35 protein-coding genes are annotated in these 24,706 nt (G+C 65.2%); 2 read left to right on the forward strand and 33 right to left on the reverse strand.

The features are described 5' to 3' along the window. Positions 1-59 precede the first annotated feature (59 nt). The 4 genes from ACHL_RS21325 to ACHL_RS24365 all read right to left on the reverse strand — a co-directional run bounded on the left by ACHL_RS21325 (position 60) and on the right by ACHL_RS24365 (position 5,964). Complete coding sequence (locus ACHL_RS21325; RefSeq protein ID WP_012623198.1) at positions 60-713, reverse strand: hypothetical protein; 654 nt, start codon at positions 711-713, stop codon at positions 60-62. 76 nt (positions 714-789) lie between these two features. Continuing rightward, positions 790-5,040 carry an FtsK/SpoIIIE domain-containing protein gene (locus ACHL_RS21330; RefSeq protein WP_012623199.1) on the reverse strand — a complete coding sequence of 1,417 codons (4,251 nt, stop codon included), beginning with the start codon at positions 5,038-5,040 and terminating at the stop codon, positions 790-792. A 103-nt stretch (positions 5,041-5,143) separates the two neighbouring features. Then, complete coding sequence (locus tag ACHL_RS21335; RefSeq protein ID WP_012623200.1) at positions 5,144-5,806, reverse strand: nuclease-related domain-containing protein; 663 nt, start codon at positions 5,804-5,806, stop codon at positions 5,144-5,146. After that, on the reverse strand, positions 5,806-5,964 hold the full coding sequence (locus ACHL_RS24365; protein WP_157672513.1) for a hypothetical protein: 159 nt from the start codon (positions 5,962-5,964) through the stop codon (positions 5,806-5,808). The genes ACHL_RS21335 and ACHL_RS24365 overlap by 1 nt, the downstream gene beginning before the upstream one ends. 80 nt (positions 5,965-6,044) lie before the next feature. On the opposite strand from ACHL_RS24365, the gene ACHL_RS21340 reads away from it, so the two are divergent. After that, positions 6,045-6,554 (forward strand): hypothetical protein, encoded by a 510-nt coding sequence (locus ACHL_RS21340; protein WP_012623202.1) that lies wholly within the window; start codon positions 6,045-6,047, stop codon positions 6,552-6,554. A 13-nt stretch (positions 6,555-6,567) separates the two neighbouring features. Here ACHL_RS21340 and ACHL_RS21345 read toward each other — a convergent pair whose 3' ends face one another. The 23 genes from ACHL_RS21345 to ACHL_RS21455 form a co-directional block, all read right to left on the reverse strand. Then, positions 6,568-7,965, reverse strand: coding sequence for a hypothetical protein (locus tag ACHL_RS21345; protein WP_012623203.1), 1,398 nt, complete (start codon positions 7,963-7,965; stop codon positions 6,568-6,570). Continuing rightward, on the reverse strand, positions 7,959-10,424 hold the full coding sequence (locus ACHL_RS21350) for a type IV secretory system conjugative DNA transfer family protein (RefSeq protein WP_244266589.1): 2,466 nt from the start codon (positions 10,422-10,424) through the stop codon (positions 7,959-7,961). Before ACHL_RS21350 ends, ACHL_RS21345 begins: the two co-directional genes overlap by 7 nt. A 1,577-nt stretch (positions 10,425-12,001) precedes the next feature. Next, positions 12,002-12,280 carry a hypothetical protein gene (locus tag ACHL_RS24370; protein ID WP_012623206.1) on the reverse strand — a complete coding sequence of 93 codons (279 nt, stop codon included), beginning with the start codon at positions 12,278-12,280 and terminating at the stop codon, positions 12,002-12,004. Positions 12,281-12,399: 119 nt separating this feature from the next. Continuing rightward, the gene (locus ACHL_RS21360; RefSeq protein WP_012623207.1) at positions 12,400-12,591 is read right to left on the reverse strand and encodes a hypothetical protein; all 192 of its coding nucleotides are present in this window, start codon (positions 12,589-12,591) and stop codon (positions 12,400-12,402) included. A gap of 102 nt (positions 12,592-12,693) precedes the next feature. Continuing rightward, positions 12,694-13,107 (reverse strand): Clp protease N-terminal domain-containing protein, encoded by a 414-nt coding sequence (locus ACHL_RS21365; RefSeq protein ID WP_012623208.1) that lies wholly within the window; start codon positions 13,105-13,107, stop codon positions 12,694-12,696. Next, on the reverse strand, positions 13,100-14,011 hold the full coding sequence (locus tag ACHL_RS21370; protein ID WP_012623209.1) for a Clp protease N-terminal domain-containing protein: 912 nt from the start codon (positions 14,009-14,011) through the stop codon (positions 13,100-13,102). Before ACHL_RS21370 ends, ACHL_RS21365 begins: the two co-directional genes overlap by 8 nt. Beyond that, positions 14,004-14,495, reverse strand: coding sequence for a hypothetical protein (locus ACHL_RS21375; RefSeq protein WP_139187269.1), 492 nt, complete (start codon positions 14,493-14,495; stop codon positions 14,004-14,006). The genes ACHL_RS21370 and ACHL_RS21375 overlap by 8 nt, the downstream gene beginning before the upstream one ends. A gap of 46 nt (positions 14,496-14,541) precedes the next feature. Continuing rightward, the gene (locus ACHL_RS21380; protein ID WP_012623211.1) at positions 14,542-15,360 is read right to left on the reverse strand and encodes a Clp protease N-terminal domain-containing protein; all 819 of its coding nucleotides are present in this window, start codon (positions 15,358-15,360) and stop codon (positions 14,542-14,544) included. Further along, the gene (locus ACHL_RS21385) at positions 15,353-15,583 is read right to left on the reverse strand and encodes a hypothetical protein (RefSeq protein WP_012623212.1); all 231 of its coding nucleotides are present in this window, start codon (positions 15,581-15,583) and stop codon (positions 15,353-15,355) included. The genes ACHL_RS21380 and ACHL_RS21385 overlap by 8 nt, the downstream gene beginning before the upstream one ends. Before the next feature lie 55 nt (positions 15,584-15,638). Beyond that, on the reverse strand, positions 15,639-16,118 hold the full coding sequence (locus ACHL_RS21390) for a Clp protease N-terminal domain-containing protein (protein ID WP_012623213.1): 480 nt from the start codon (positions 16,116-16,118) through the stop codon (positions 15,639-15,641). Positions 16,119-16,204: 86 nt separating this feature from the next. Continuing rightward, entirely contained in the window at positions 16,205-16,618 is a 414-nt protein-coding gene (locus ACHL_RS21395; RefSeq protein WP_012623214.1) for a hypothetical protein, read from the reverse strand. A gap of 2 nt (positions 16,619-16,620) precedes the next feature. Beyond that, positions 16,621-17,046: a hypothetical protein gene (locus tag ACHL_RS21400; RefSeq protein WP_012623215.1), complete on the reverse strand. Its 426-nt coding sequence runs from the start codon at positions 17,044-17,046 to the stop codon at positions 16,621-16,623. Further along, a complete protein-coding gene (locus tag ACHL_RS21405) occupies positions 17,039-17,380 on the reverse strand; it encodes a hypothetical protein (RefSeq protein ID WP_012623216.1) in 342 nt (113 codons plus the stop codon). Before ACHL_RS21405 ends, ACHL_RS21400 begins: the two co-directional genes overlap by 8 nt. Then, on the reverse strand, positions 17,380-17,583 hold the full coding sequence (locus ACHL_RS21410) for a hypothetical protein (protein WP_012623217.1): 204 nt from the start codon (positions 17,581-17,583) through the stop codon (positions 17,380-17,382). Before ACHL_RS21410 ends, ACHL_RS21405 begins: the two co-directional genes overlap by 1 nt. A gap of 2 nt (positions 17,584-17,585) precedes the next feature. After that, complete coding sequence (locus tag ACHL_RS24865) at positions 17,586-17,717, reverse strand: hypothetical protein (RefSeq protein ID WP_279625929.1); 132 nt, start codon at positions 17,715-17,717, stop codon at positions 17,586-17,588. 66 nt (positions 17,718-17,783) lie between these two features. After that, positions 17,784-18,161 carry a hypothetical protein gene (locus tag ACHL_RS21420; RefSeq protein WP_012623219.1) on the reverse strand — a complete coding sequence of 126 codons (378 nt, stop codon included), beginning with the start codon at positions 18,159-18,161 and terminating at the stop codon, positions 17,784-17,786. Further along, positions 18,161-18,499, reverse strand: coding sequence for a hypothetical protein (locus tag ACHL_RS21425; RefSeq protein WP_012623220.1), 339 nt, complete (start codon positions 18,497-18,499; stop codon positions 18,161-18,163). Before ACHL_RS21425 ends, ACHL_RS21420 begins: the two co-directional genes overlap by 1 nt. Before the next feature lie 8 nt (positions 18,500-18,507). Then, positions 18,508-18,957 (reverse strand): hypothetical protein, encoded by a 450-nt coding sequence (locus tag ACHL_RS21430; RefSeq protein ID WP_139187270.1) that lies wholly within the window; start codon positions 18,955-18,957, stop codon positions 18,508-18,510. Between the two features lie 83 nt (positions 18,958-19,040). After that, on the reverse strand, positions 19,041-19,418 hold the full coding sequence (locus ACHL_RS21435; RefSeq protein WP_012623222.1) for a deoxycytidylate deaminase: 378 nt from the start codon (positions 19,416-19,418) through the stop codon (positions 19,041-19,043). Positions 19,419-19,505: 87 nt separating this feature from the next. Beyond that, positions 19,506-19,838 (reverse strand): hypothetical protein, encoded by a 333-nt coding sequence (locus tag ACHL_RS21440; RefSeq protein ID WP_012623223.1) that lies wholly within the window; start codon positions 19,836-19,838, stop codon positions 19,506-19,508. Continuing rightward, on the reverse strand, positions 19,831-20,112 hold the full coding sequence (locus ACHL_RS21445) for a hypothetical protein (protein ID WP_012623224.1): 282 nt from the start codon (positions 20,110-20,112) through the stop codon (positions 19,831-19,833). The genes ACHL_RS21440 and ACHL_RS21445 overlap by 8 nt, the downstream gene beginning before the upstream one ends. After that, positions 20,109-20,447 (reverse strand): hypothetical protein, encoded by a 339-nt coding sequence (locus ACHL_RS21450; RefSeq protein WP_012623225.1) that lies wholly within the window; start codon positions 20,445-20,447, stop codon positions 20,109-20,111. The genes ACHL_RS21445 and ACHL_RS21450 overlap by 4 nt, the downstream gene beginning before the upstream one ends. Then, positions 20,444-20,809, reverse strand: coding sequence for a hypothetical protein (locus tag ACHL_RS21455; RefSeq protein ID WP_139187271.1), 366 nt, complete (start codon positions 20,807-20,809; stop codon positions 20,444-20,446). Before ACHL_RS21455 ends, ACHL_RS21450 begins: the two co-directional genes overlap by 4 nt. Positions 20,810-20,934: 125 nt before the next feature. Here ACHL_RS21455 and ACHL_RS23590 point away from each other — a divergent pair, with 125 nt between their 5' ends. Then, positions 20,935-21,366 carry a hypothetical protein gene (locus ACHL_RS23590; RefSeq protein ID WP_139187272.1) on the forward strand — a complete coding sequence of 144 codons (432 nt, stop codon included), beginning with the start codon at positions 20,935-20,937 and terminating at the stop codon, positions 21,364-21,366. Here ACHL_RS23590 and ACHL_RS21465 read toward each other — a convergent pair. The 6 genes from ACHL_RS21465 to ACHL_RS21490 all read right to left on the reverse strand — a co-directional run bounded on the left by ACHL_RS21465 (position 21,363) and on the right by ACHL_RS21490 (position 24,706). After that, positions 21,363-21,947, reverse strand: coding sequence for a hypothetical protein (locus ACHL_RS21465; protein ID WP_139187273.1), 585 nt, complete (start codon positions 21,945-21,947; stop codon positions 21,363-21,365). The two genes, ACHL_RS23590 and ACHL_RS21465, sit on opposite strands and share 4 nt — an antisense overlap. A gap of 32 nt (positions 21,948-21,979) precedes the next feature. Beyond that, positions 21,980-22,870, reverse strand: a complete 891-nt coding sequence (locus tag ACHL_RS23595; protein WP_012623229.1) for a hypothetical protein — start codon at positions 22,868-22,870, stop codon at positions 21,980-21,982. After that, positions 22,870-23,142: a hypothetical protein gene (locus ACHL_RS21475; protein WP_012623230.1), complete on the reverse strand. Its 273-nt coding sequence runs from the start codon at positions 23,140-23,142 to the stop codon at positions 22,870-22,872. Before ACHL_RS21475 ends, ACHL_RS23595 begins: the two co-directional genes overlap by 1 nt. Continuing rightward, positions 23,139-23,342: a hypothetical protein gene (locus tag ACHL_RS21480; RefSeq protein WP_139187274.1), complete on the reverse strand. Its 204-nt coding sequence runs from the start codon at positions 23,340-23,342 to the stop codon at positions 23,139-23,141. Before ACHL_RS21480 ends, ACHL_RS21475 begins: the two co-directional genes overlap by 4 nt. A gap of 94 nt (positions 23,343-23,436) precedes the next feature. Next, positions 23,437-23,934 carry a hypothetical protein gene (locus ACHL_RS21485; protein WP_012623232.1) on the reverse strand — a complete coding sequence of 166 codons (498 nt, stop codon included), beginning with the start codon at positions 23,932-23,934 and terminating at the stop codon, positions 23,437-23,439. A gap of 37 nt (positions 23,935-23,971) precedes the next feature. Continuing rightward, positions 23,972-24,706 carry a hypothetical protein gene (locus ACHL_RS21490; protein WP_012623233.1) on the reverse strand — a complete coding sequence of 245 codons (735 nt, stop codon included), beginning with the start codon at positions 24,704-24,706 and terminating at the stop codon, positions 23,972-23,974.

Below are 24,706 nucleotides of genomic sequence, written 5' to 3' on the forward strand. Positions count from 1 at the left end.
AAAGCAATAGTGCCAACCTGTATGCGCCGCTTTTATTCGCGTGCAGGGCCCGCTTTCCTCTACACCTCGCGTGCGGGCAGCTCGAAGTTGACGGTGACAGTGGGCTTGTCCAGCCAGATGTCACCGCGGTCCTGGAATTCGAAGCGATGCTCATCGGTGCGGTCGGGCAGAGAGAGGTACGCCTGGGTTCCGTCGGAGCGGCCGCCGTCGGGAATGCCGGAGATCGTCCAGACCTGCACACCCTCCGGGTACTTCACCGGAGGAGCCCAGCCGATTTCACCGAGTGCTTCGACGACGGCATGGGCAGGCGACTTCGGCGGCAGCAGCTCCTGCGGGATCTTCAGATACTCCGAGTAGGGGGTGTTGCCGATGTCCTTCAGACGCTGCTCGTGGCGGCGGATCGCGCCCTCGACGACGTCGACGACGTCCGGCTCCACGTCAGCCTCGCTGTCCTCGTCTGGAATGGTGGCGGTGTCCGCAGCGTAGGCGCCCTGTTCCCAGACCCAGACCTCGGACCAGTATTTGCCGCCTGCGAGCATGTAGTCCCCGACGTTGGTCCGGACGTCGCCCTCGACGCGGAGGATGGTCATCTTCTTGCCTTCGTCGATTTCGTTGCCGTTGTCGTCGTGCTCGAGGTAGCCGACGCGGGCGAGCGTGCCGACCGGCAGCGCGTCCCACTGTTCTTCGGTCTCGATGTATCGCAGTTCAGTCATGGGCCAAATGTGTGCGGAGACAGCTGTTCCCCTGCCCGGAGCTGCCGGACAGGGGAACAAGGTGGTGCTTGGGTGGTCAGGCGAAGGGGTCGTCGTCATCGGGGACGAAGCGTCTCTTCGGTGTGACATCCGCGAACGGATCATCGTCCGCTGGCTCTGAGGGCGTGGATGGAATCCCCCCGCCTTCGGCTGCAGTTGATGAGCGGGCAACCATATCCTCTTCCATGGCGGACCAGTCCGGTTCAGCCGGCTCGCCGGCAGGCTCCGGCACCACGATCTCCAGGTCTTCAAGCGGACCCGCTGCGCCGGTCAGGCCGAAGAACGCTTCGATCCCGTCCAGGTCGGCGGCGGTGAGTCCCTTGTCAGGGTTGGGGACCACCAGGAGCGCGTCCACCCCGGCTGCCTCGAAGGCGTCTTCGGCGATCTCCCGATAGGTCAGACCCAGGATGACGTCCTCGGTTGCCAGCTCGTCATCGATCCAGACGAGCCTGCGGACCTCCGGGTTCTCCTTCAGCCAGTCCAGGGCGGCATCGATCTTCCACCACCCTGCTTCCTCGGTGTTAGCGATGAGGACATCGGTGGCGCGGGGAAACAGGTGCCCGAAGTTGTCAGGTGCGTCATCCTCCCAGCTGGTCAGCCACGCGTGGGTGACCGGGACGGCAGCGAGACGGGACATGATGGCGGTGTCGAACATGACTGTCCCGTGTCCGGGGGCGGCAAGGTGATCCAGGCCCTCCCGGTACGTGAACGGTGCAATGACCCCGTCGACGTCGATCAGGAGGGCAGCTTCGGTGTCCACTGCGGTCTCGTCCTGCTCCCAGACGAGCTCGTCAGCGTCAGCTGGCACGGAGGGCTCTGCCGGAGCTTCTTCCGCTGCGGCAGGGATGCTGTCCTCGTCGGTGCCCAGGTCCATGTCTGACCAGTCCAGGTCGTCGAGATCGAGTTCGATCTCGCCCAGGTCCACCACTGAGGGTGCGGGACGAGGCGCGGCGGCTGCGGCGGCAGGCATGTCGTTGGGGGCGTCCGGCAGCTTCATCATGAACGGTGCCAGGTCCAGCTTGTCCTCCTCGCCGAGGGGGTCGATCTCGGCGCTCAGCTTCTCGCGCAGGACGGCCTGCTCGGCCGGGTCGTACCAGGCCTGGATGGCCATGGCGGCGCCGGCGGTGGTTTCGAACAGTCCTCGCCCCGGCGGGATGGCGTCGCCGAGGTCAGGTGCGTCCTGGGGTGCACGGAGCGCGGACTGCTTGTCACCGTAGGTTGCCTTGCCCATCAGGAGCCGGGACAGGTTGACCTTGAGGTCACCGGCGCCGGGAATGGTGTCGAGCATCTTCGCGGAGAGTTTCTGCGTTGCCAGGAACAGGGTGACGCCGGCGGACCGGGCTTCGCGCGCGATCTTGCCGGCGTACACGCCGATCTCCGTCTTGGCCCGGTTGGTCGCGATGATCATGTCCCGCTCAATGTCCATCTCCGGGTCATCGCTGGCGGGCGGGACGGGGTCCTGGCCCATGAGGGAGGTGAACTCGTCCAGGAGGATGACTATGTGCTTGGGCCGGATGTCGGCGGGCAGGTCACGGTAGTTGCCGACGCCGTGCTCGGTGTTGAGGTTCTTGCGGCGCAGGACCTCGGTGTAAATCCCCTTCATCATCGCCGCTGCCTCGAACGGAGTCGCGGTGAACGCTTTGGAGTAGGGCTCAGCGAACTTGAAGTCGGCGCCGCCCTTGGTGGGGTCAGCGACGTACAGCTCGTAACCGCGGATCAGGGCGCCGAAGGCCAGAGACTGCAGCAGCACCGACTTACCGCCACCGGACGCGCCGGCAATCAGCAGGTGCGGGTCGACCTTGAAGTTGTAGGACACCGGCTCGCCGTCGACACCCGTGGCGAACGGGATGAACTCGCACTCAAGGATGTAGTCCCAGTCGTAGCCGGCACGCTCGGGCATCGGGTTCACTTCGCAGGCGAGCAGCTGGATGGCGTTGGCCCGGTTCTTGACCCGCCGCGGTTCCACGAAGGAGTTCCCGGAGTTGGCTTCGAGTTTGGTGCGGACGCCGGTGAAGGAGGTGAAGTCCAGCCCGGTCGGCAGGTCGAAGTCCAGGATGGAGACCTGCTGGTTGCGGGGCATGTGGTCAACGTTGGTCAGGACCGGCATGAGCCCGCCGATACCTGAGATGCCGGAGTCCAGGAAGACCTGGTCCCAGTTCAGGGATTCAAGGTACTGCTCGTGGCGGGGGCTTGCCAGCTGCAGGCCGGGCTTGGTGGGCCTGGCGCCGACGACGATGGTGCAGCCGTCCTGGGCGGCCGCTACGCGCAGCCACTCCGCGGCCCAGTGCTGCTTGATCCGCTGGGCCATGCCGCGGACATCGTTGAGGGTGACGCCGCCGTAGAGGCGCAGGTCGATCTTCCAGATGTGGCCGCGGGAAGTGTCCTTGGTCAGGCAGGTCGCGGAGGCGATCTCGGGACGGTCGGCCAGCTTGGCAGCTTTGAAGGCCTGGTTGATGAGGCCGGCCAGAACCCACTTGGGAGCATCGGAGCCGCGGACCGGGGCCAGGTCATCAGGCTTGGCCGGCACAGCTTCGGAAGCCCAGTAGACGGTAAAGGCCTGCGGGTGGCGCTCACCTTGCCGGCGGCCGGAGCCCTGGTACCCGGTCATGGTGAGGAATGGTGCGGCGTTCAAGGTGGAGGGCAAGGCGTGCTCGAACAGGAAGAAATCGTGAGGGGTCATGCCCTGACGGGTGATGAAGGCAAGGCTGTTGACGGTGACACCATTTTTGAGCCGTGCGGTGTTGGCGGTGGACGCCTCCATGACCGGCGGGTTGGCCTTGTGCTTGGGGGCAGCCTCGGCCCAGCGGTTGTTCCACTGGTCTTCGTCGGCGAGCTTCTTCATGTCCTTGGTGCTCAACCCGCAGTTTGGATCCCATTGCGTGTCGGCATCGAGCAGGGCGCCGGCGTACGCGCAGCCAAGACCGTTCTGTGCACGGTGGTCGATCAGGACGTGCGCCTGCAGCGCCTCCTGCATTTCGTTCCGGCCGTTGGCGCGGATATAGGACGCGGGCGGGCCATCGGGCAGGTACCAGGTGATCGCCCAGACCGAGCTGCCGGCGGGGGCTGGCGCAGCTGAGTCCTCGTCGCCGTCCTCAGTGCCATCCCCAGCGCCGCCCGGTGCAGACGGCACGGTGAGCAGGTGGACATCGTCGATGACGGGCCGGGAGTAGACACCGTCGGCGGCCCAGGCGATCGCGCAGCGGACCAGATGGAAGACGACATCCTTGGGTGTGGCCGGATCGGTGATGTCGGGCATCTGGTCAGAGGGCCAGCGGACGATCTCGAAGCGGAGCGGGTGCTTGGTGCCGGGGACGGGCTGGTTGTTGGAGTCAAGGTTGGGTACGTCCAGGACAGCGAACTTCGCACCGGTGCCCAGGGTCGGGCTGATCTTGTCGGCCATCACCCAGAACGGCATGGCACCTGTCCCTGGCGGTGCGTCGAACGTGTCGATGGTGGCGGCGCCGACTTCCTGCCGGTCAATGAGCCGTGGTGCAGGGTCCTGCTTGAGCATCTCCCAGCGGGACTTCCATTCCTCGCGGGCGGCGACCACGATGCGCCAGTGCTCCAGGGCTTCGGTGATCCAGGCCCGGGAGAGCAGGGCGAGTGGGCCGCCGGTCAGGCACAGTGCCCAGATGGCAGGCTCAGGGATGGCTGGGACCGAAGCGGCCGTGGTGGCCAGGGGGAGCATGACAGTGGCGACCGTGCCGACGACGCCGCCGACGGCGATGCCGCCGATGAAGAGGCCGATGACCTTGGCGAGGTTCTTGCGGGCTAGGGCGATGAGGGAGTCGACGCGCGCGCCGGGGTTCTCATCGTCGGCGACCTGGGTGCGGCGGCGGGAGGCGCTGAACTGCGCCACGGAGATGAAGGCTGCGGCCGCGTTGATCCACGGGCCGTAACCCTGGGTGTAGGTCTCATTGACGACGGGGACCAGGAAGGCGGCTGCGCCGGCCCAGACAGCGACCAGGAACGACAGACGCGGCTTGAGCCCGGGAAGCCAGTCCGGGTTGGGAAGGGCGAGCTTGAACTTCAGGTCCTCCCAGAGCCGGTACCGGTTCATGGCGGCCTGCTCACCGGGGTGCGCCGGTGACGGGTAGCCGCGGGCATCCTTCTTGCCGGTGAACATCGCCGGCGGGTACATCCAGGCGGAGACGAGCAGGCCGGCCCAGATAGCAGCGATACCCGGGTAGCCCTGGTAGATCGCGTAGCCGGCGACCGCCACGGCGCCGAGCATCACCATCGGGGTGATCGGTTTGCCGGGTGCCTGATTCCTGCGTGGTGCAGCCATGATGGCCTTTCCTTGGTGAAAGCTTCCTGGGTTCTCTATGCGCCGCGGGACCCGGCGGCGGTCAGTCCTGCATGCTGCCGGGTCACGAACGAGGGCGGAAGGATCAGGCGAAGGGGTTGTCGTCGGCGTATACGTCGACGCGTGCCGGACGCACCGGGGTTTTGAACTGGTCAGCGTCGGACCAGTGCGGTGCCGGCTTGGTGGCGGCGGGTGCTTTGACGAGGAGTTCCTGGAGTTTGCGGACGATGGCCGGATCGGCGGAACCCTCTCGGACGAAGGACTTCACGGCCGGGACGATACGCAGTCCGTTGACCACCTCGGCACCCGGAACGGTGAGCATCCAGGTGCTCAGGGGCTGGCCATCCCGGGAAGACCAGACGACCAGGCGTGGGGTGAGGACGCGGGCGCCTGTGCCTTGGAGGAATGAGTTCATTGCACGGGAGACGTACTCCTGGGACTTGCCGATGTGCGGTGTCTTCTCCCAGCCGCGGCGGTAGCCGAGCAGCGACCAGTAGAAGCCGGGCTTCCACATCTTCGAGTCCATCAGCAGCACCGACTTGCCCGAGACGATGGCGTGGTCGATGTTGGCTTTGAAGCCGGGGATCGGAATCCGCAGGTCGTGCAGGACGGCGGCCTTCTTACCGAAGCCGTTCAGCAGCGCCTCGGTTTTCTGCTCACCCCGGGCTCCGATTTTCGCGACCGACTCGTTCACGGCCCAAGAGGAGTCCTGCAGTCCTGTCGCCGCCCGGCCGTAGATGCCGTTCATCAGGACCAGAACATCCGGACGACGAGCCAGATCCCGAGGAGAACCACGATGGCGCCGAGGATCTTTCCGCCACTGGCCGAGGCCATCCAGTCGTCGATTTCTTTCTTGTCCTTGGCGGTGCTGTCCAGGACGCGGTCTTTGATTTTCTTTTCGCTCATGCCCTGAAACATGCGTAGGCAACGTGGTCATGGGGTGGTTGCTGCGGTGAAATCCGGATGCCGGTGGTTAGGCTGAGAGCATGGGCGCTTCGGCAGGCAACGAGGAGAAAGTCGTCAGTGACTGGCTGCGCGACGCCCTCGAGTCCGTGCACCGGAAGCAGCCGGAACTTTGGCAATGGGGCGTGGGGGAGCGTGCCCGGGTCGGGCAAATATTCCGGGCACTCTACGAGACCGACCCCTTCCTCGGCGGATGGGACATCGACCTGGAATGGAACCGGGAAGGTGCCCATGGAGGTCCTAAACGGCAACCGGAGAACAGCAGCGGATATGGCACTCCGGACATTGCAGTGCACCATCGCGGCAAGAAGGGCACCGAGCACAACCTGCTGATCGTCGAGTTCAAGAACGTCCACAGCCACGGCCGCACCAACTACAGAGACCGCCGGAAGGTCAGATGGTGGATGGAGGAGTTCTCGTACCGCTTTGGCGCCGTCATCGCGCTGGGTCCCTCGCTGCAGCGGTTTAGGCCGGCCGGAACCTGGCTCACACTTGACGAGCACGGCAAGCCAATCGAACGGCCCTGGCACTGAGGACCGGTTGCGCTCACCATTCGATGCGAAGCCGGCGGGGAAGCTTTGCGTCGCCGCCGTTGCCGATGGCGGCGCCGAGTGGCCGGCCCTTGGTCAGGTGCGGCTTGGCGGGCGCGGGGTGCGGAACCTCGGCCTGTGCACGGTCCATCGGGGAGCCGATGAGTGCGGTGTGGTCGCCCTTGCGCAGCCAGTGCGGTGTGGCGGCGAGCAGCTTGGAGTTGTCCAGGACTGCGGTCGCGTCGAACGTGTGCCACGGGGAGAAGGCGTAGTCCATGAGCATTCCGCGGCGGGTCCAGCGTTCGGGGCCGGTGGCGTCGTTGATGGCGAAGTCGGCCTCAAGGTTGAAGAAGCCTTCGCTCATCAGGTGCCGGTCCGGGAACCATTCCTCCCAGTGGGCGATGCCGATGCGCGCGGCGGGGGAGTCCTGGCCGCGGCCGGGGAATTCGCGGAGGACTTTCGAGAGGATCCGGTAGATCTCGTGGCGGGGGTCGGTGCCGGTGTGGCTGGAGCGGTCCGGGTGCGGGGCGGCAATGAACACGACGGTGAGGCCCGACGTTTCCAGGGGGCGTTCGGAAATGACCTGGGCCCAGCGGCGTACCTTGTTTTCGAAAGACGTCGAGGCGGTCGCGGTCAGTTCAAAGACGATGCGCATGCCGTCGTGCCGGACGATGGTGCCGTCGGCGCGGCGGCCGTCCGGACGGGTCAGCTTCTTGCCGAGGCCGGAGCCGGCGAGCAGGTCGATGGAGGACAGCTTCTCGCCCAGCACCGCTCCAATGTCCAGGTACTCGGCGGCGCGCAGGCCCAGCTCGGTGGAGAGCACGTTGTGCCGGTCGTACTGACCGCCCGTGGACCACGGCTGGCCGGCGGTGACGCTGAGCCACTCGGGCCCGGTGAGCGTGGGCTCAATGACCTTGCTGAACGCGTCGGAGTTCGCGGTGCGGAACACGACACTGCTGTTCATGCCGGGGTTGGGCCGCAGCTTGTTCGCGTAGGTGCCGACGTCGACCAGGTCCAGGGAAAAGGACGCAGCCATCGAGGAGTAGTTGGGGTCCAGGAAGTATCGGCAGCCGGTCAGCGCTGCCAGCTGCTCAGCGGAGACGGTCCGCCACGAGTCCAGGACACCCCAGGCGGCGAGCCGGTCCGTGCGTCCCCGGTTGGCCGTGGCGATGCGCAGCGCCTCGTCCTCATCCAAGAGCAGCTTGGCGTTGACCGGGGAGATGCCTTCCTTCTTGTGGTGCCTGGCCATCGGGCCGGTGATCCAGTTTGCCTGGGAGCCCGGAACCCACAGCCGGTCCCAGTACGGGTCGCGGCGGTTGTGCATGGCCAGCTCGTCGATCGGGTTGGCCGAGGGCATCATCTCCGCGTGGATGCCTTCGGCGGCTGCCCTTCGCTCGGGTGTAACGGTTACCAAGGGAAAGCTCCTGCGGGTTCATGGGTGTAGCCCTGCGCTGCTGCGTAAGTGGAGATGTCTGCTTCGAAATTGGGGAGCTTGACGATGAACGCCGACTGCCGGCGCTGCTCGACCTCGGAGCGGACGACAACGTGGAACGGCTCCAGATGTTGAATGTCCTCGGTCGTCCATTCGCTGCTGGAGCCGACGTTGGCGGCCACCTCACCGGCTGTCGTGACGTCCGTCTGCGCGAAGGAGATCAGCGTCGAGTAGGTGAGGAAGTTGTTGCGCAGCGCGGCACCCAGCTGTTCCGGCCGCTGGGTGGCCAGGATCGCCCGGATGCCGTAGGACCGGCCCTGGTCGCGGATCCATGCGACGACTTCCGGAGAGGTGCCGGCCAGCAGCGCAAGCTCGTCTGCGAAGACGGACACCGATCGGCCTGCCTCCAGCCAGCCCGAGCATGTCCGCTTCATCGCGTTCTGCATCGAGAACATCAGCAGCGAGGAGATCTGCTGGTTCTGTTCGTCATCCAAGAGCACGCCCGACGGCGAGGATCCGGTGTTGATGACCACGGAGCGGTGGCCTTCGAGGATGTCCGTCCAGCTGACCTTCCGGCGTGACGGGCTCCACCAGTCCTCCATGATCAGGAGCTGTTCGAACTTGTTCCGCGGCGGTTCCAGGAACGGGCGGCGGGCCGACTCGGTGCGGTCCTCGAAGAGTGAGGAGATGGCGATGTACGCCTGCTCCAATGTCTGGTCCGGGGTGCCGCGTTCGCGCAGCTTGATGCCCAGGGCTTTGATGCCGGTGGCGAGCTGTACGGCGATTTTGTCGGACGTGCCGGCGAGCAGCTGGAAGGCGTAGTAGAGCGGGGACATCCCGTGTTTGAGGATGCGTTCGTCCCGGTCCTCGATGGAGTCGATCACCCGGTCGTCCACGGCCAGGGCTGCGGTGAGGATGGCCACGATGGTCGGGAAGGAACGGGGGCCGATCGCTTCGGCGCCGAAGGTGTACTTCAGAGCGTTGGTGAAGAACACGGCCTTGGCGGCGTTGTCGCCGGGGACGGCGAACAGGTCGATGGCCGGAGTGTGGGGGTCGGCGACGTCGATGGTGAGGATCTTGTCGCCGAGAGTGTGGGCCCACTTCACGTACTTGGCGACGCCGTCACCTTTGGACTCGAAGGCGATGAGGGTGTTGCGGCTGCCGGGGTAGCCGGGCTTGCCGGACGGGTTCACACGTTCCAGGCAGTGCCAGCCGAAAAGGGAACGGACCAGCAGGGATTTTCCGGAGCTTGGCTTGCCGACAATCGCGACGCCGAAGAGCATGGCGGCTGCGGACAGGTGCGCCGACCCGTCATCGTTCATGCCCAACAGCGGGCCGATCTGCTGCAGCATCACGGGGGGAGTGGCGCGGGCCCGGGTTGCCGCGGCGCCGGAGACGGCGCCGGCGTGCGGGGAGACCATGCCGACGACGACGTTGGGGCCGACCATGAACGTGTCCGGAGCCAAAGGGTAGTCGCCGTCCGAGGCGGGGACGTACTTTTCGAACGGGACTTTCTCGTCGCCGACCCGTCGGGTACCGCGGATGGTCTGCTCCTTTCGTGGCGGCCGGGGGCGGCCGCGACGTGCAGAGGGTGCCGCGAACACGGGCTGGGCCAGGCGGTTGCGGAGCTTGGTGTCCGGGGAGGCGATGCGCCCGGCCAGCGCGGCCAATCCAAGGAGCACGGCCACACCGGAGAGGCCGTAGAGGAGCGGGGCGATGCCGGCGGGAATGTAGGTCGCGTACTCGGCCGGCAGCTGCGGAAGCCCGAAGAGTGTCGCCGCGGCCAGCAGCAAACCGACCGGCAGTCCGAAGAACAAGGCGTGCTTCGTCGGGGCAAACTTCACGCCGGAGTCCAGATCAAAACCGGGCAGGCCGGCGGTGACCTGGGAGAGCAGGGACGTCACTTCATCCTTCGTGGAACCGCCCGCGGTGATGGAGACGACGACGGCCGTCGGGGATGTGGAGTGGTGCGTCGGGACCGCGGTGCCGAGTCGGTTTCCGAGCCATGGCGTGTAGAACTTCCGCTCCTTGTTGGAGGGTTTCCGCATCGTGACAGCGACCCAGGAACCTTCGGGCATCGCGTTGGCCAGGATCCGCGGCAGTTCGGTCGGGTCGATGCCGGACTGTGTCTCGCGAAGCGCCGGGGACGGCCGGTAGTTGAGTGTTCCGATGGCCGGGGTGTCACCGAGATCCTCCGGCATTTGCGCTTCTTCGGCGCGGGCACCGACGGTGTGGGCCAGGTGCAAGGGGGCGTTCGTTCCGAGCGAGGCGGCAGGCAGGATCAGGTAGCCGTTCAGCCCGCTGGACTCTCGCCGGGTCAGCAGGGTGGCCTGACCGGAATTGGTCGCGGCCGAGGCGAAAGTTCCGGCACGCTGGGTGAAGGTTGTGGGGTTTGTGTCGATGCCGCCGGCTCGTGCCAGGCGAAAAATGCGCTGCTCCATGCCCTGGAACATGCGTAGTTTCCCGGGGGACAGCCCCACAGACCCGGCCAGGCGGATTTAGGGCTTTTCCCAGCGCCGGATCGGCTGCAAAAATCCCCGAATCGCCCGAAGCCGGGATTGGGCGCCCAGCCCCTCTTCTTGCCTATAGAACATATGTACGGCTGCGAACATGTCAGACCGCCATGCGCAAGCGATCCGGTGTCTCCAAGACGGGTCCCGTAGCTCTTCCGCTGGTACTTCTTCTGTGTGCGGCTGCCCCGCAGATGCGACGGCCCTTTCCAGAACTTTCTCCCAAAAACTCTTGGGTGGTCCCATGCTCGGCGCATGTCACCGCTGGTGTCGCTTGCAGCGGGCCTTTAATGGCCTGCGGCCGGCAGTGGGTGCCACCCGGCATTGGTTTGTTGGACGCCGAATGTTGTGGCGGGGTTTGGCCTGCGGCCGGCGGTGGGTGCCTGGCACACATAGAGGGTTGGTGGAAGTGACTGCGTTGGTATGGGGCTGCGCCCCGGTGGTGTGGGTGGCTGAATGTGTGGACTGAGGGCCTTGGTGGATGCCTGCGGCGCGGACGGCGGGGCGCCACGTTTCTCGTTTCGGTGCAGCGCACTGCGAGACGAATTGCTACGCAATGGTTCTTCTGCCTGGACGAATCGAAGCGCCTCATCGTTTCTTCACTGCGAGGCCAGCAGCGCGGAGCGCCGGTGTCCACTTCGTTCCCCAACCCGTGAACATTCCGTCCACGGAACGGCGGCGAAGCCGCAGAGGAACCGTCAGCTAAGCATCACGGGCGACGTCCCGCTTACGGCCCGCCGCAGGCGACACCGCCCCAGGAACAAGACACCGCAGGAGGGGCCACCGGCACGGGGCGAAGCCCTGAGAAACACACCGGCCAGCGCAGCGGCCACGAGAAGCAGGTGGCGCAGCCACCGGGGAGAACACATCGAGCTTCGGGACGAACCACGACACGGAAGACGAACCGCTGACGGCCCGCCGCAGGCGACACCAACGGTGGAACAAGGAACCGACGGCAACAAGCCACCGGCCCGGGGCGCAGCCCCCGTCATCATGATGATCTACATGACGATGAAACATCGGACGGCGGAGCCGGGGAAGGCGCAGCCTCCGCGCAGCGGAGACACCACGGACAAGGCCGCGCAGCGGCCAGGGCAACGAATCGAAGTACGAGCCGGGAGGCGGGTCGAGAACACCACGGGCCGCGCGCAGCGCGGACGCGGAGCGCAGCGCAGCACGGACCACAGAACGAAGGACAACAAGCAGCCGCGGCGAAAAGCATGCCGCGGAGCGCGCGCAGCGCGCGAGCAGCCGGCCGCAGGCCAGGAAACAAAAAGAAGATCACGACGCGGGGAAACGAACCGAAGAGCAGGACGGTCAGCGAATCGGGAAACACGAAGGGCGAGGGGCGAAGCCCCGAGTCCTCTTAATATGTCTGTCCAACCGCTGCCACCACCTGTTTGCTCGACGGCCGTTCGGATTTTTCACACCGGGTCCACGGCTACCGCCGGACCATCACAGCGCACCACCTATCGGCGGCGCGGGGGTTGGGATGCAGGGGCTATCGCCTACTTGGCGGTCGTGCTGACGTACTGCCCGTTCTCGACGTTGATCATGTCGCCGGTCCGGAACTTGCGGCAGTCGGCCTTGCGCATCGACTGCTTGGTTATCTGGCCGGTGTCGCGCTTGATGGAGACGAAGCATTTGGTCTGCGTCTCTCCGATGTCCATAACTTCGGCGACACCGTTGTAGTTGACCGAGCCCGGCTCGTGGTTTTCGGCCGCATCCGGGGTGAGGAAGCTGATGGCGAACCAGGCCGCGAGGGCTGCGGTCACGGCGACGAACACCAGTCCTGGACCTCGAAAGAATTTCTTCGCGGCGCTGGGTCCGTCCGGCTGTGCCGGTGGACTTGGTTCATGCGGGTGATTGTTCACGGGTTCCTGTTCGGGGTTTCGTCTGGAGGTTGTCAGCGGGCGGCGCGGTCCAGGGCGGCCTTGGCTTGGGCGATCGCCTGGCGCGCTTCGCGCAGTGCCTGCGCCTGGTCGGAGCTCGGTCCGGTTCCGTCCCGCCAGTCGGAGCGGAGTTCATCTTCGACGTCGCCGAGCATGGCGAACGCGTTGGACCGCATCTCATCGAAGGTCGGCAAGTACTCAGCCATGCAGTGTCCTCTCGTCGTGCTGCCGTCAGGGTTGTCCGGCTCTGGCAAGACTAGCGGTGCCCATCCGGGTGAGTGGCCTGCGGCTTCGCTCGGGACTATCAGTTACTTGCCGGCACTGATGGCGTCTTCCCGGATCGCGGCACTGTGTGCGTCCAGCACCCGTGAGGCGGCGCCATCGTGCCGGCAGGTCAGGGCCAACAGAATGTGTTCTGCCGTGATCTCTTCACCCTCGCCGGCTTCGGTCCATGCGAGGTCGAGGACTTCCTTGGCTGCCGGAGTGAAAGGCAGGTGCCAGTTCCCGGGCTCGGTCTCGTCGCGGACGGTGTGATCGAGCACCGAGCCATGGCTGATGCCGAGGCTGGCGAGGATGCAGTGTGCGCGGCTTGCCGGAGCGTTGTCTCGTGTCAGTGCAAGCAGGAGATGTTCGGTGCCGACGAAGTGGTGGTTCAGGGCACGGGCCTCGGCCTGGGCGTTGATGATGATGCGCTTGGCCTGGTCGTTGTACCGCTCAAACACGGGCGCCCTCCTTCTTGGCCGCGGTCCTCTCCTGGGTTCCCAGGACACGGGTCATGAGCCGCTCGGTTGTGTACTCGACGCTGCGGCCGAGAATAATGTCATGCCCCCGGGAGTCTTTGCCTCGGTGCTCAGTCGCATGAGGTGTCATGATGCGGACCTGAATGCTGGCGCCGGGCACGTTACCGAGTTCTGCCGCAGCGGCGAAGGCGTCCGGGTAGGAAGCAAACTTTCCCCAGGAGGAAGGCTTCGGGTACATCGTGCAGACGTCGAAGAACTCGCCGTCGGCGAGCTGGATGGTGAAGGGGGCGATCTCCTGGTCGGGGTGTGCTGTTTGTGCGGCGGCAAGGTCCGGGTAGATCTTGGCGCCGTTCTTGAAGATGGACTTACCGACCGGCACGTAGACGTCGCAGCTGCGGGCAGCTGTCGGGGACGGCGCTGGCGTGGAATCCTGGATGGCTGCTTGGATCATCAGGTCTGTGATGCCGAGCCGTGAGAGCGCGGCACCGGCGGCACCGGAGCTGTTGCGGGCAAGGCCGGCGAGCAGGTGCTCGGGTCCGACGTGGTTGTCGCCCAGGATCATGGAGGACCTCAGGGCGTACTCAAGGACCTGCTTCAGGTTTTCACTGAAGGGGAGGCGGCCGGTGTCGTAACTGGTGCCGTAGGTCAGTTCCGCCACTGCCTGGGCCGCGATGGTTTCGGGGGCGATGCCCAGCGCGGCGATCACGGCTTCCGTCTTCGGGGAGATGCCGGGTGCGTTCTTCCACTGCCGGGTGGCCGGGCCGTAACCTCCGGTGACGGCGAGGAGCAGATGTTCTGTGCCAATGTGGTCCTGATGGACATGGTCGGCGATGTCCTTGGCCGCGAGCAGGGCGATGCGCGCCGTGTCATTGAACTTCTCAAACATGGGCGGCTTCCTTCCTGGCGGGCACGGTGTACTTGGCCGGGAACTGGTCGGCGATCTCCTCGGTGCGGATCGACACCCTTTTGAGGATGGTTCGGGTCCAAAAGACTTCGCCGTCGATGGTCTTCTTGCGCAGGCTGCCGTGGTCGCGGGTCAGGATGCTGCTGCCGTCTTCCAGGGCGTCGGCCTCATCGAGGGTCACGAGCTGAACGGGGACGGGTTCGCCGAGGCGGATCTCGGTCGCCGTTTCGATTTCAGTGTCGCCAAGATAAACGTGGTAGCCGCCGACAGGGTAGTTGTTGCCGCCGTCGACGACGACAGCGTCCCAGCCGCCTTTGTGTTCCAGGAAGGGAACAACGACAAGGCCGGTGCGCGGCATCAGCAGGACAAGTCCGCGTGCTTCGTGGGAGTAGCGGAGTCGGGGCAGGGACTTGCAGTAGTCGGTCGTGGAAAGGCCCATGGCACGGGGGTCAGGTGTGTGGCTCATGGCCGTCATGTGTGCGGAGTGAGGTGGGACCCTCACCGAGGACCGGTCAGGTCAGGACTTCGACCCGGGTTTCGAACGGAACGGGTTCCCAGACGATGGTCTCGGCGAGGGTCACTTCGATTCCTGCGGCTGTCTCCGCGGTGACGGCTTGGACCTTGGGGACGACGATGTGGACGCTTGCGCCTGCGGAGTCAGCAGCGTTGCGTGCCCGGTTGAAGTCCAGGTGCCGGCCGGCGGCGGCCACGGTGAGCCCGCCGCCGTTGACGGCAACGAAGTATTCGCCGCGCTCCAACCCGAAGCGGATCTCCCGGACCTCCTGGCCGTCGGTGGCGTCCGCTGCAGCTTCTTCAGCGGTGGCCCGGAGCGGATTCGCATCGTAGCGGCCGTCCTGGCCGACGGCGGTGAAGCCTTGGAAGATTGCCCCGCCAGTGTAGGACCGGGCGAAGTGGGCAGCTATCAGCCGGCGGAGGGCGGAAGGCTTGGCACCGAGGCCGGCCAGGGCCTGGCAAGCCACACTCTTCTCGGCGTCAAGGAGTGCCATGGTGAGATGCTCGGGGCCGATGTAGCCGTGGCCGGAGCTTTCTGAGAATTCATTGGCCAACTCTAGGATGGTGCGTGCCCGCGGTGTGAAGGGGCTGTGTCCGGAGGGTGCAACGTTCCCACGACCGATGATCTCGACGATCTTCTCGGTGGCTGCCTTGTACGTGATCTCCAGGTCGGCGAATGCCCTGCCGACGATGCCCCGGTCCAGGATCAGCGCGAGGAGCAGGTGCTCGGAGCCGATGTAGCTGTGGGCGAGTTCGCGGGACTCGCGCTGGGCGAGGACGATGATGTTCCGGGCGTCCTCGGTGAACCGCTCAAACATCCGGCTCCTCTTTCACGTTGTCCTTGGTGGCTTCGAGCCAGTCCCGGATGGATTGCTCGCTGTGCCAGCCGCCGGTGTAGCTGTTGTCGTTTCCGCGCACGTAGTCGTAGAGCTTCGGATAGCCTTCGGGGCCATCGAACTCGACCAGGTAGAGCGTGGTGTTGCCGCACGATTGTTCCGCAGAGCAGCACCATCGCTTGATGGACTGGGGAAGGTCGCTCATCGCTTTCCTTTCAGGGCGGCGGGCCGAAGCGTGGCGCTCCTGTTGTCGGTGTGGGTCAGGCAGAGAGCACGAAGCGCGGCTCGGGTTCCGTCGCCGATGGCTCCGGTGCCGTCATCAGATCGGTGAGCTGGTCGCCGATGGCTTCAAGGGTGGTGCCGCTCTGCGCGATGGTCAACGCAGCGACGGACTCGTCATCGACAAGCAGGGACTGGAGCAGGTGCCCGGACCGGACGTTGCTGTCGGCGCATTGCAGGGCGAAGCGGACGGAGTTCTCCAGGACCTCCCTCACACGGGGTGTGAACGGGATGTGCCCGTTGGTCCTGGTGAGTCCTGCGCCGATGATTTCGATGATGTGGTCGCGGGCGTCGCCGCGGGTGACAGAAAGTGCGGTGAGGGCCTGGCCAGCGGGTCCGGGGTCGCGGGTGAGGGCGAGCAGCAGGTGTTCGGTGCCCACGTAGTTGTGGTTCAGCATCCTGGCTTCCTCCTGGGCGAGGACGACGGTGCGGCGGGCTGAATCGTCGAAGCGTTCAAACATGACGGGATCCTTTGGGCTGGCGGGGAGGTTTCTTGCCCATCATGTGTGCGGCGTAGCAGGCGGCCCTGCCCGGTTCTATGGGTGCGTCAGGTGCCTGGCGTCCCAAGCCGCATCTGGAAGTCGGCCGCCTCGATCAACTCGCTGTAGGCCAGGAGGATCTCGAGTGCTTCCTTGGTCTGCTCTGTGATGTGGAAGAACCGGTCGTAGGCGTTGGCTGTGGCATCCCGGACTTCTACTGCGGTGTCGACCATGGCGTCGACGTCGCGGATGTGGCGGGCGGAGTCGGTGAGGCCGCGGGGGTCACGGGAGGCGATGAGTTCCCGGACGCTATTGGCTGCGTCATCTGCCTGGGAGGACAGGTCCTCGTGGCCGTCGCGGTCAGCGTCGACGCTCAGCTGGACGTAGATGTCCCGGACCGCCTCCAAGGTGACGGTGTCCCGCATGAATTCGAGGCGATGCGCGATCTTCTCCGCGCTGACGATGGCAAAAGGTGAAGGCATGGTCAGTTCTCCAATTCGGAATGGGCCGAGACGAGGGTGATGGCCACGACGTCCAGGACGACGTCGTTCTCACTGGCCCGGTTACGGGATCGTGCGCATTGGGCCATGAGGCGGGCTGTCACGAAATCTTCGTGGATGGTGTGGCCGATACTCCGGCGTGCCGTGTCAGTGACACTGAGTGAGGCCAGGGCGTAGCCGGTAGCGCGAGGCGGGTTGATGTGACTAAGTGGCGTCCCGGTTACGGGGTCCTGGTCCAGCATCGTGACGACGGCGACGGCGAACTCCAGGTCAGGGACGTCGCTGTTGGCCTGGCGTTTTTCTGCCTCGTCACTTGCGGTGGACAGAGAGCCGAAAAGGCCGGCGTCGGTAAGGTCCCAGTCCAGGTCGTCGGCGCGCCACAGGATGGCGAAGAAGGCTGGATTATCCATCGGTGTCTTTCCTCTTGATTCGGTCCAGGAGGGACACCGGCTCCCAGCAGGGAATCGTGCCCATGACGACGGGGAAACCGTTGCTGTTCGCTGCCGTGACCTCCTCCCGAGGTGCCGGAGTCATGACGGTGATGTTGCCGAGGGTGCCGTGCGGGCCAAGCCCTTTCGCCGCCTCGTAGGCCTGATGGTAGGTGAGGAAGTTCTGCGGCTCGTCCCGGCTGTAGGGGTCGTCGGGGCACCGGGTGTCTTCAACACGGAAGAACTCGCCGGGTCGCAGCGGAATTGTGAACTCCGTGGAGGGGCGCGGCGGCTGAACGTTCAGGGGCGACGGCATTAGCTCACCGGTTCCCACATGAGCCGGGCCGGCAGGACGACGGCCTCGTGGTCGGTGATCAGCCGGAATGATCCTGCCATGGGTCCGGCGAGGACTCCGAGGAGGTTCGGGTCGATGACCTGCAGCGGTGTGTCCGTATCATCGACGATGATCGACTCAAGGGGCAGGTCCCGGAGTTCCGAAGGCTGGGTGAGTGTCCGCACAGCTACATCACCTCGGTGATCGGGAAGCCGCCGAAGGCGAGCATGACGAGGCAGGCGGAAAGCCCTCCGGCGATCACGAACTTACGGACCTTTTCGAAGGTGCCGTGGTGGCCGGTGGGGTGGTTTCTGTTCATGGGACCCATGTGTGCGGTAGAGACGAAAAAGGTCCCCGGCCGCTGAGCCAGGGGCATCTCCATCTCCTAGTCGGTGCCGGACCGGAGCTTCCTGACGTGCTTCTCGGCGTCCTCAATGTCCCACAGATTGTCCTCAGGGTGTCCTGAGATACGGCCGGACTTGTATGTGGCGCGAAGACCGGCGAGGTGAGCTTCAGCAAGGGCGAGTTCAATGAGGCGGGGGTTGCGGATGATGGCCGGGGTAGGGGAGGTGTCTGCCTTGTCCCGCCGCCGGTGCTCGGCCATAGTGAAGCCCAGATCACCCAGAAGCAGTGTGGCCAGGAGGGAGACTGCGAACCATTCGACCGGCCAATGGAAGACCAGCTGCCACCCACAGTGAACGGCGATGATGGCCAACGAGACGGTGTACACGTTCACCAGGAGGAGGGGCTTCGTCTTAGCCATCAGTAGCCAAGGATCCGCTCGGCACGGGCGAACAGTGATGCTGCCAGTTCTTCCATGGCGGCCTGCGGTTCTGCCGATGATCCGGTGGGGTTGGGTACAGCGGAGCGCCATTCACTGGGCGGCAATGACAGCAGCTCGGTCCAGGTCATGGCTGCGTGGTTGAGGACGCTGACGGAGGCGTGTGAGTTCTTGTCCAGGGCGGTGTTGAGGATGCGCACCTGCAGAATAGTGTGCCGGGCCGGCATTCCCGGGTGGGGGATCTGGGCGTGCGCGGTCTGGGTGAGCCGGGCGGAGAGAGGGTCGCGGCCGTAGCTGGTATCCACGATGTTCAGGTCCATGATTCCTTCTATGCAGTTTCGGCTTGCGTGGCTGGACGGTTCAAGAAGCGGATGCGCTCCGGAATGGAGATGGTCCGCCATTTTGTGTTCCGGCCCATGACGACCGTGGTTCCGTCGGCGGCCAGGGCGGTGACGTCGGTGTAGCCGTCCGGGGCGACGATGGTGATGCGGGCGATGGAGCCTTGTTCTCCACAGGTGAGCGCCTTCCTGTAGGCGTCCCGGTAGTGCAGGAAGTTCACCTCAGAGCGTTCGCCGATGCGGAACATTGTGGTGTCCCAGACGTGAAAGTATTCACCGTCGTTGAGGACGAGCTCGACGTCATCCTTGCCGGTGCCCGGTCCGATGTCAGGGTGTACGGTTCCGTAGGCGTCATTGAAAGGCTTGAAGAGCAGCTTTCCGTCAGGGTCGTAGGAGAAGAACATCTCAAGAGTCCTGACGTGGCCATAGAAAATTTCCATGCCCCTGATGTGTGCGGACCCCTGCATTTGGGTCCCCAAGCCGCCTAACTTCGGAGGGGGTTGACCGCCGCGTCGCGGCGACGCTACTTCAGGGTCTGACCGCCGCCAGGCCATTCGACCCTGGCCAGCGGTGTCGCCAGGATCAGCTTCCAGCACCCGTCGCACGGCTTCTTCGTGGTGGAGAGCGTCGAGCCCTCCATGTCCGCCCAGCTGGCACGGATGATGGCATTGGCCTCGGCGTGGATGCTGATGCAGGCGCCCGGACCTGTGTCGTAGGAGCTTCCGTAATCTTTGCCGACACTGGCCCGCGGGCAGGCACCGCTGGTGAGGCAACCGGCCATTCCCGAAGGGGCTCCGTTGTAGCCGGTCGCGACGATACGCATGTCAGCGGTCATGATGACGGCCCCGACCTGTGCGCGGGAGCAGTCGGCGCGGGCAGCGACTGCTGTCGCGATGCTCATCGCCCAGTCGCTCCAGGTCGGTCGCGGATCCGAGGCGGGTGCGCCATTGTCTGCCAGAGTGGCTGGTTGTTCAGTCATGTGCAGCACTCACAGGTTCCAGGACTTGTCGGGGTCCGCCAGGTCATCGAAAAGTTCGAGTTGTCCGGTGTAGCCGGTCAGCTCCCGGAAGTGGGCGATGACCGAGTCGTGGCTGCGGTGGGTAAAAACCTCGGCGCCGTCGGCGTAGAGGATGTGCACTTGCCGGTCGTCGTCCAGGCCGATGACGTAGTCGGGTTCGTGCCGGCGGTCGATGATTTCGCGCAGGACCGACTTGATGCTGGTCGCGTCGAGGTGGGTCAGGTGGCTGAAGTCGCCGTTCTCCCAGCCTTGAAGGGGAACAGTGTATTCAAGGGTCTCGCGGATAGTGACGTGGTCAGTCATCGATGTTCTCCGGGCCGGTTCCAGCTGCGGCGGGGGCCGGGGCCTGGTCGAGCTTGGCCTGCCGTGCATCGTAGGTCTTCTTGAGGTCCGCGGTTATCCACTGGTGGCTCATTGCCTGGGTGTGGGCATCCTTGTGTCCGGCCGCGTATGCCTGGGCGAGGGCTTCTCGGATGACGAAGACGGTGTTGCCGGCGTCGGCCTGGGGGCTGCTGATCTCCCGCACCACGGCCTGCAGTTGCTGGTCGAGGTGGGCGGGCATCGGGGTGTAGCTCATGGGTTCCTCGTTCTCACGGGTGGGCCGGTGCGGAGTTCGTCGGCGCGGTGCTGGAGCCATCCCACATCGGTGGTCATGGCGTGGAGCGTGTCGTCGTTGTCGATGCCGGCGTTGTAGGAGCGGACCCGGATGATGTCCACTGACGCCTGCAGGTCGGTGGCAGCGTCAGTAAGTGCCTGGGCGGCGATGAAGGGTGCGGCCGCGGCGATCGCACCGGCGAACAGGGCCCAGGTGCCGTGCTCGGAGAGCCAGTCGGCCTTGCTGACCCCTGGCGGTGGGGTGACTTCCCGCATCGCTTCTTTCGCGGCTTCGAGTGCGTCGGCAGGAAGGCTCATGACTGCTCCTGTTTTGCGGCTTTGCTCTCGGCCTGGATTCGCCAAAACTTGTCCTGGTCGTCGAGGTCCCCGAACCGGAACACTTGGGACACGTCATCACCGAGGGAACCGCAGTGGTCAACGACGGCATCATGGCTGCGGGACTCGAAGATCCGCTCTCCGTCCTTCAGGAGGTAGAACAGTTCGGCTTCCAGGTCGCAGTCCCAGGAGTAGTCGACCTCGTGCCGGCGGCCGATCTCCTCACGGGAGACCACCTTTACGTCCTGACGCTCTTCGCCGTAGGAGTGCTCGGCCTCGTAGTCGTCGCGTGGCAGCCGGACGGTGAATTCCACGGTCTCGCGGTAGGTGATGAAATCGGTCATGCGGGTCATGTGTGCGGCGCGGCGCTCAGGTCTCCCCGGATCTCGGAGCCGTACCTCTCCGGGAGCACCACGGATACCTCCCCGGTACGATGCGGGACGTGTCGCTGCTGATTAGCGTGGTTGGCATGACAACCATCAAGCACTCCGATCGAGGATTTTCCTCGGATCGCATGCGCCGCGTCGTCGTGGCCCTGATGCTTCTTGAAGCCCTGTCCCTTGCGGTGATCTCGGGACTTCACCTCTCGGGCGTCATCGCCGGCGGCACGAAGCCCTACAACCCTCAGGCTGCCGGGATCGCAGAAGCAGTTATTGGCGTGGTCCTCGTGGCAGGCGCCGTGATGGCCATGCGCAGTCCGGCGCGCGGGCGCACGGCAGCGATGGCGGCCACCGCGTTCGCCATCGTTGGCTTCCTCGTCGGACTTGGTTTCACTATCAGTGGCGGCCAGCCCACTGACGTGGCCTATCACGCTACGGTGCTGCCCCTTCTGGTCTTGACCCTGGCGCTGTCAGTCCGTTGGACCGGAGCCCGCGGTCGCTCCGGGCATGCCCACGCCTAGCGGATCAGGGTGAACGCAGGCTCGGCACCGATCTTGGCGAAGTGGGCGAGCAGTTCGGCAGAGCTGTATTCGCCCTCGTACCCTGGCTCCTGCCAGTAGTTCACCCCGTCAGTTCGCGACGAGGCGGTGCGGAGCGGGCCGCCGTAAGGCATGATGCACAGCGCTGTGAAGGCTTCCTCAGAGTTCAGGTCGTCCTCGGTCCTCAGGACCCTGGGCCCCACCGGGAGCAGGTTCTCGGGCTCCCGCGTCACCAGCATGAAGCGCGCTTCATCGCCAAGGTTGGCGAAGTCGGCGAGCAACTCGGATGATGTGAAAAACTCGTCGGTGCCCATGGCGGTCCACTCGTTTTGGCCGTCCCTGCGGCTGTAGAAGCCGTAGGCGGCGGACCCATCCTCTGTGACGAGGCACAGCGCGTTCGACGCCTCCTCGGAGTCCAGCTCCTCGACGGTGGTCAGAATCTTCGGCTCAGTCTTGGCCAGGATTTCCCGGACCTTCTCGGTGGCCGTGGACAGGGGAGCGCCGTCGTAGGCGAAGTGCTCGAATTCTTCGAGCATGGCAACAAGTTCGGAGCGTAGGTTCATGCGGGCAATGTGTGCGGACAGGTCGTTGCCGCTCATCGGCGCCAGGCCCACACCCGTTCGGTCTCTTTGAGTGGCTTGCCTGCCGGGCCTTTCGTGTAGGAGGGCACCCAGGTGATGCGCCGCTGCGCGTGGTGCTTGCCGTAGGCCTGGTTCCGCCAGTGCCCACGGACAATCCACCGGTGCGTGTAGACCCGGCCCGTCTCGGACTTCTCCCCGGTTTCGACATGGTGCGGGGCGCGCAGGTCAACGACGGTCACCGTGGCTGACTGGCCTTTTTTGGCTGCCTTCCGCGCAGCAGGGGTCTTCGGGGCGGTCGTGGTCCGGGCCGCTACCGAGGGGTTGGCCATCAAGTGGGATGCAGCGGCCAGGAACTGCATCATCCGGTGCGAGTTCGCATCCACGCCCTCATCCTCGGCGGCAAAGAACCTGTCCGCGTGACCGCGGAAGTAGCAGACCGGTTCAAGGGCGGCTTCGTAGAGCCGGCCGGGCACCGCGTCCCGGCAGTAGGACTCGATGAAGACCATCTCCTCGAGGATCGTCCAAGTCAGCACATCGACGGACAACTCCATCTCAACCTGACGGGCATCAGAAGTGACGATCCACGTCTTCAGCGGCGGCAGGGACTTCTCCAGCACCATGACACCGTGGGTGGCCGGCAGATCGGTTTCCGGGGTGAAGCCCGGCACGTCGCTGGCGGCGTCCACAGCCAGGGAGACCATGTCGGCGGAGACCCAGAACATTTCTCCGGCGGCCAGTTTGCGGGCGACCTTCCGGTCGTAGGAGATCTGGGTCCGGACATCCTCGGGCAGGTTTTCCGGCTTGCCTCCGAGGGAGAGCGCGAAGGAGGTCGGGACGTTGACCTTCTCGTGCATCAGCACCGCACGCACGTCGGGGACGCTGGAGACTCGCCAAGGGATGTCCATCAGATGTGCTCCTGCTCCTTGCCGGTCGGGTGGAACTCTGCCATGTAGTCGCGGTACCGCCGGTTGGCTTCCTCGATGCCGCCGTAGTTGTAGCTCGGGACCATCGAGGACACTACCTGGGCCAGCCGGCCGAGGCGCTGCTCAGTGTTTCGCGCATTGCGGGCCAGTGCGGCGACGTCCATAGGGTTACTGGGAATGATGGCGGCCAGGGACGACATTTCACCGCTTACCCGCATGAGCAGCTCGTTGCGGGTCAGACGCTTCCTGCTCATGCCCGGCCCTTGGCGGCCGTCGCCCGCTGCTCCGGGGTGCAGCAGTCGCAGTCGGCGTCCGCGAGACCGCAGCCGAAGCCTACCTGCGGGCACCCGTCGTAGGGGTCAAGGATGCGGCAGTGCGGGCACGGATTGTCCGTCTCGGCGCAATGCTTCAAGGCACCGCAGATGCAGTCGGCCGGGTTGGTGCTTGCGGGCATCTCCCGGATCTGGGCCAGCCTCCTCTCTTGGGAGGTAGGAAGGGCCAGTATCTTCTGGAACTCCCGGACCTGACGGAGGTCTTCCGGGCTGGCGTTATGCATCGCTGGCCCCCGGCGTGGACTGCAGAACCGCCAGTGCTTCGCGGATCTTCTCCGCACCGCTGGGAAGGGGCCACAAAGGCTCGATCCACACGATGCCGTTGTGCCCGCCCCTGTTCACCAGGGCGCCGTTCTGCCACTGGTCCAGAACCCCGGCAATAGTCTTGATGGCTATGGACTCAGCTGACCCGCCATGTCTGGTGACCTGGGCTCGTGCAGCCAGCTCGGCGGCACCGCGGTAACCGGCAGCGATGCCCGAATCGATCAGGGCCTGATCCCGGTCCTCGGCCGTCCATTTGTCGGCGGCACTGTCGTGGGTCCCGGCGCGGGTCGTGAGTTGGGTGGCGAGAGCCTTCAGGTCACCCCAGCCCGCAGAGGCCAGGGCTTCGCGGATCCGGCCAGCCAAGTCGAGGTGTTCAGGGCCCGGTTCGTTTCCGCCGGCGGCGACCCGTCCAATGATGCCCAGGACCGGATCGGTTTCGGGTGTGGTCATGGCTTTCCTTTCAGGAGGGTGACAACGGCGTTGACGATCATGGTTTGCTTGATGAAGGTGTCGGGTCGGGGGCGGCGATCTCGTCCCAAAGTTGGTGGGCCTCGTGAACCCGCGCAGGGTCCACATTGAGCTCCTCGCCGATCCAGTAAGCGAACTCCATGCTGTGCGCAAAGGCCGCTTGTTCGGCGGGCACCATCAGAAGTGTGGCGAACCAGTGGAGGTCCGGCCTGGTGTTGGGGGTGTCGCTGAAGTCGTAGTACTCCGTGCGCGGGAAGCCATCGAACTTCATGTCTGTGACACGCGCGGCGATGGTCAGAGCCAGGAGCTCCTGGCGGCGGTTCTCATCATCCTCTTCCCGCCACAGGACCTGGAAACCGGCCGGCGGTGGCAGCAGGCGTGCACGGGCGCCAGGGAACAAGTCCGGACCTGCCCTGGAGACCCAGCCGCCAAGTCGTTTCACCTGGGCCCGGAGGTTCACTGGTCGGGCCCCGTCGTGCACGTTCCAGCGCTCGATGAAGCCTTGCGCGGCTTGTGCGACGAAGTACCGTCGGGACCGCTTGACGAGAATGGCGATGACACCCTGAGCCGAATCCCCGTCTGGTTCGAGGATCTCCCAAAAGTCACCCACGTAGTCGCTGTCGTACAGCGGCTCGGCCAGTCTCCCGTCGCGCCACAGCTCGAGCTCGTCGTAGGGGTTGACGCACAGGCTGACCGGTGAGCCGTCCAGATCGAAGACCACTCCGTCCCGGACTGCGATCCGTTGATTGGTCAT

Source organism: Pseudarthrobacter chlorophenolicus A6 (assembly GCF_000022025.1).
In the GTDB taxonomy this organism is placed as follows: Bacteria; Actinomycetota; Actinomycetes; order Actinomycetales; family Micrococcaceae; genus Arthrobacter; species Arthrobacter chlorophenolicus.

Coding starts and splice junctions, on each gene's coding strand:
- ACHL_RS21325 (WP_012623198.1), bottom strand. CDS start 713: ATGACTGAACTGCGATACATCGAGACCGAAGAACAGTGGGACGCGCTG.
- ACHL_RS21330 (WP_012623199.1), bottom strand. CDS start 5,040: ATGGCTGCACCACGCAGGAATCAGGCACCCGGCAAACCGATCACCCCG.
- ACHL_RS21335 (WP_012623200.1), bottom strand. CDS start 5,806: ATGAACGGCATCTACGGCCGGGCGGCGACAGGACTGCAGGACTCCTCT.
- ACHL_RS24365 (WP_157672513.1), bottom strand. CDS start 5,964: ATGAGCGAAAAGAAAATCAAAGACCGCGTCCTGGACAGCACCGCCAAG.
- ACHL_RS21340 (WP_012623202.1), top strand. CDS start 6,045: ATGGGCGCTTCGGCAGGCAACGAGGAGAAAGTCGTCAGTGACTGGCTG.
- ACHL_RS21350 (WP_244266589.1), bottom strand. CDS start 10,424: ATGGAGCAGCGCATTTTTCGCCTGGCACGAGCCGGCGGCATCGACACA.
- ACHL_RS21360 (WP_012623207.1), bottom strand. CDS start 12,591: ATGGCTGAGTACTTGCCGACCTTCGATGAGATGCGGTCCAACGCGTTC.
- ACHL_RS21370 (WP_012623209.1), bottom strand. CDS start 14,011: ATGTTTGAGAAGTTCAATGACACGGCGCGCATCGCCCTGCTCGCGGCC.
- ACHL_RS21375 (WP_139187269.1), bottom strand. CDS start 14,495: ATGAGCCACACACCTGACCCCCGTGCCATGGGCCTTTCCACGACCGAC.
- ACHL_RS21380 (WP_012623211.1), bottom strand. CDS start 15,360: ATGTTTGAGCGGTTCACCGAGGACGCCCGGAACATCATCGTCCTCGCC.
- ACHL_RS21385 (WP_012623212.1), bottom strand. CDS start 15,583: ATGAGCGACCTTCCCCAGTCCATCAAGCGATGGTGCTGCTCTGCGGAA.
- ACHL_RS21390 (WP_012623213.1), bottom strand. CDS start 16,118: ATGTTTGAACGCTTCGACGATTCAGCCCGCCGCACCGTCGTCCTCGCC.
- ACHL_RS21395 (WP_012623214.1), bottom strand. CDS start 16,618: ATGCCTTCACCTTTTGCCATCGTCAGCGCGGAGAAGATCGCGCATCGC.
- ACHL_RS21400 (WP_012623215.1), bottom strand. CDS start 17,046: ATGGATAATCCAGCCTTCTTCGCCATCCTGTGGCGCGCCGACGACCTG.
- ACHL_RS21405 (WP_012623216.1), bottom strand. CDS start 17,380: ATGCCGTCGCCCCTGAACGTTCAGCCGCCGCGCCCCTCCACGGAGTTC.
- ACHL_RS24865 (WP_279625929.1), bottom strand. CDS start 17,717: ATGAACAGAAACCACCCCACCGGCCACCACGGCACCTTCGAAAAGGTC.
- ACHL_RS21420 (WP_012623219.1), bottom strand. CDS start 18,161: ATGGCTAAGACGAAGCCCCTCCTCCTGGTGAACGTGTACACCGTCTCG.
- ACHL_RS21425 (WP_012623220.1), bottom strand. CDS start 18,499: ATGGACCTGAACATCGTGGATACCAGCTACGGCCGCGACCCTCTCTCC.
- ACHL_RS21430 (WP_139187270.1), bottom strand. CDS start 18,957: ATGGAAATTTTCTATGGCCACGTCAGGACTCTTGAGATGTTCTTCTCC.
- ACHL_RS21435 (WP_012623222.1), bottom strand. CDS start 19,418: ATGAGCATCGCGACAGCAGTCGCTGCCCGCGCCGACTGCTCCCGCGCA.
- ACHL_RS21440 (WP_012623223.1), bottom strand. CDS start 19,838: ATGACTGACCACGTCACTATCCGCGAGACCCTTGAATACACTGTTCCC.
- ACHL_RS21445 (WP_012623224.1), bottom strand. CDS start 20,112: ATGAGCTACACCCCGATGCCCGCCCACCTCGACCAGCAACTGCAGGCC.
- ACHL_RS21450 (WP_012623225.1), bottom strand. CDS start 20,447: ATGAGCCTTCCTGCCGACGCACTCGAAGCCGCGAAAGAAGCGATGCGG.
- ACHL_RS21455 (WP_139187271.1), bottom strand. CDS start 20,809: ATGACCGATTTCATCACCTACCGCGAGACCGTGGAATTCACCGTCCGG.
- ACHL_RS23590 (WP_139187272.1), top strand. CDS start 20,935: ATGACAACCATCAAGCACTCCGATCGAGGATTTTCCTCGGATCGCATG.
- ACHL_RS21465 (WP_139187273.1), bottom strand. CDS start 21,947: ATGAACCTACGCTCCGAACTTGTTGCCATGCTCGAAGAATTCGAGCAC.
- ACHL_RS23595 (WP_012623229.1), bottom strand. CDS start 22,870: ATGGACATCCCTTGGCGAGTCTCCAGCGTCCCCGACGTGCGTGCGGTG.
- ACHL_RS21475 (WP_012623230.1), bottom strand. CDS start 23,142: ATGAGCAGGAAGCGTCTGACCCGCAACGAGCTGCTCATGCGGGTAAGC.
- ACHL_RS21480 (WP_139187274.1), bottom strand. CDS start 23,342: ATGCCCGCAAGCACCAACCCGGCCGACTGCATCTGCGGTGCCTTGAAG.
- ACHL_RS21485 (WP_012623232.1), bottom strand. CDS start 23,934: ATGACCACACCCGAAACCGATCCGGTCCTGGGCATCATTGGACGGGTC.
- ACHL_RS21490 (WP_012623233.1), bottom strand. CDS start 24,706: ATGACCAATCAACGGATCGCAGTCCGGGACGGAGTGGTCTTCGATCTG.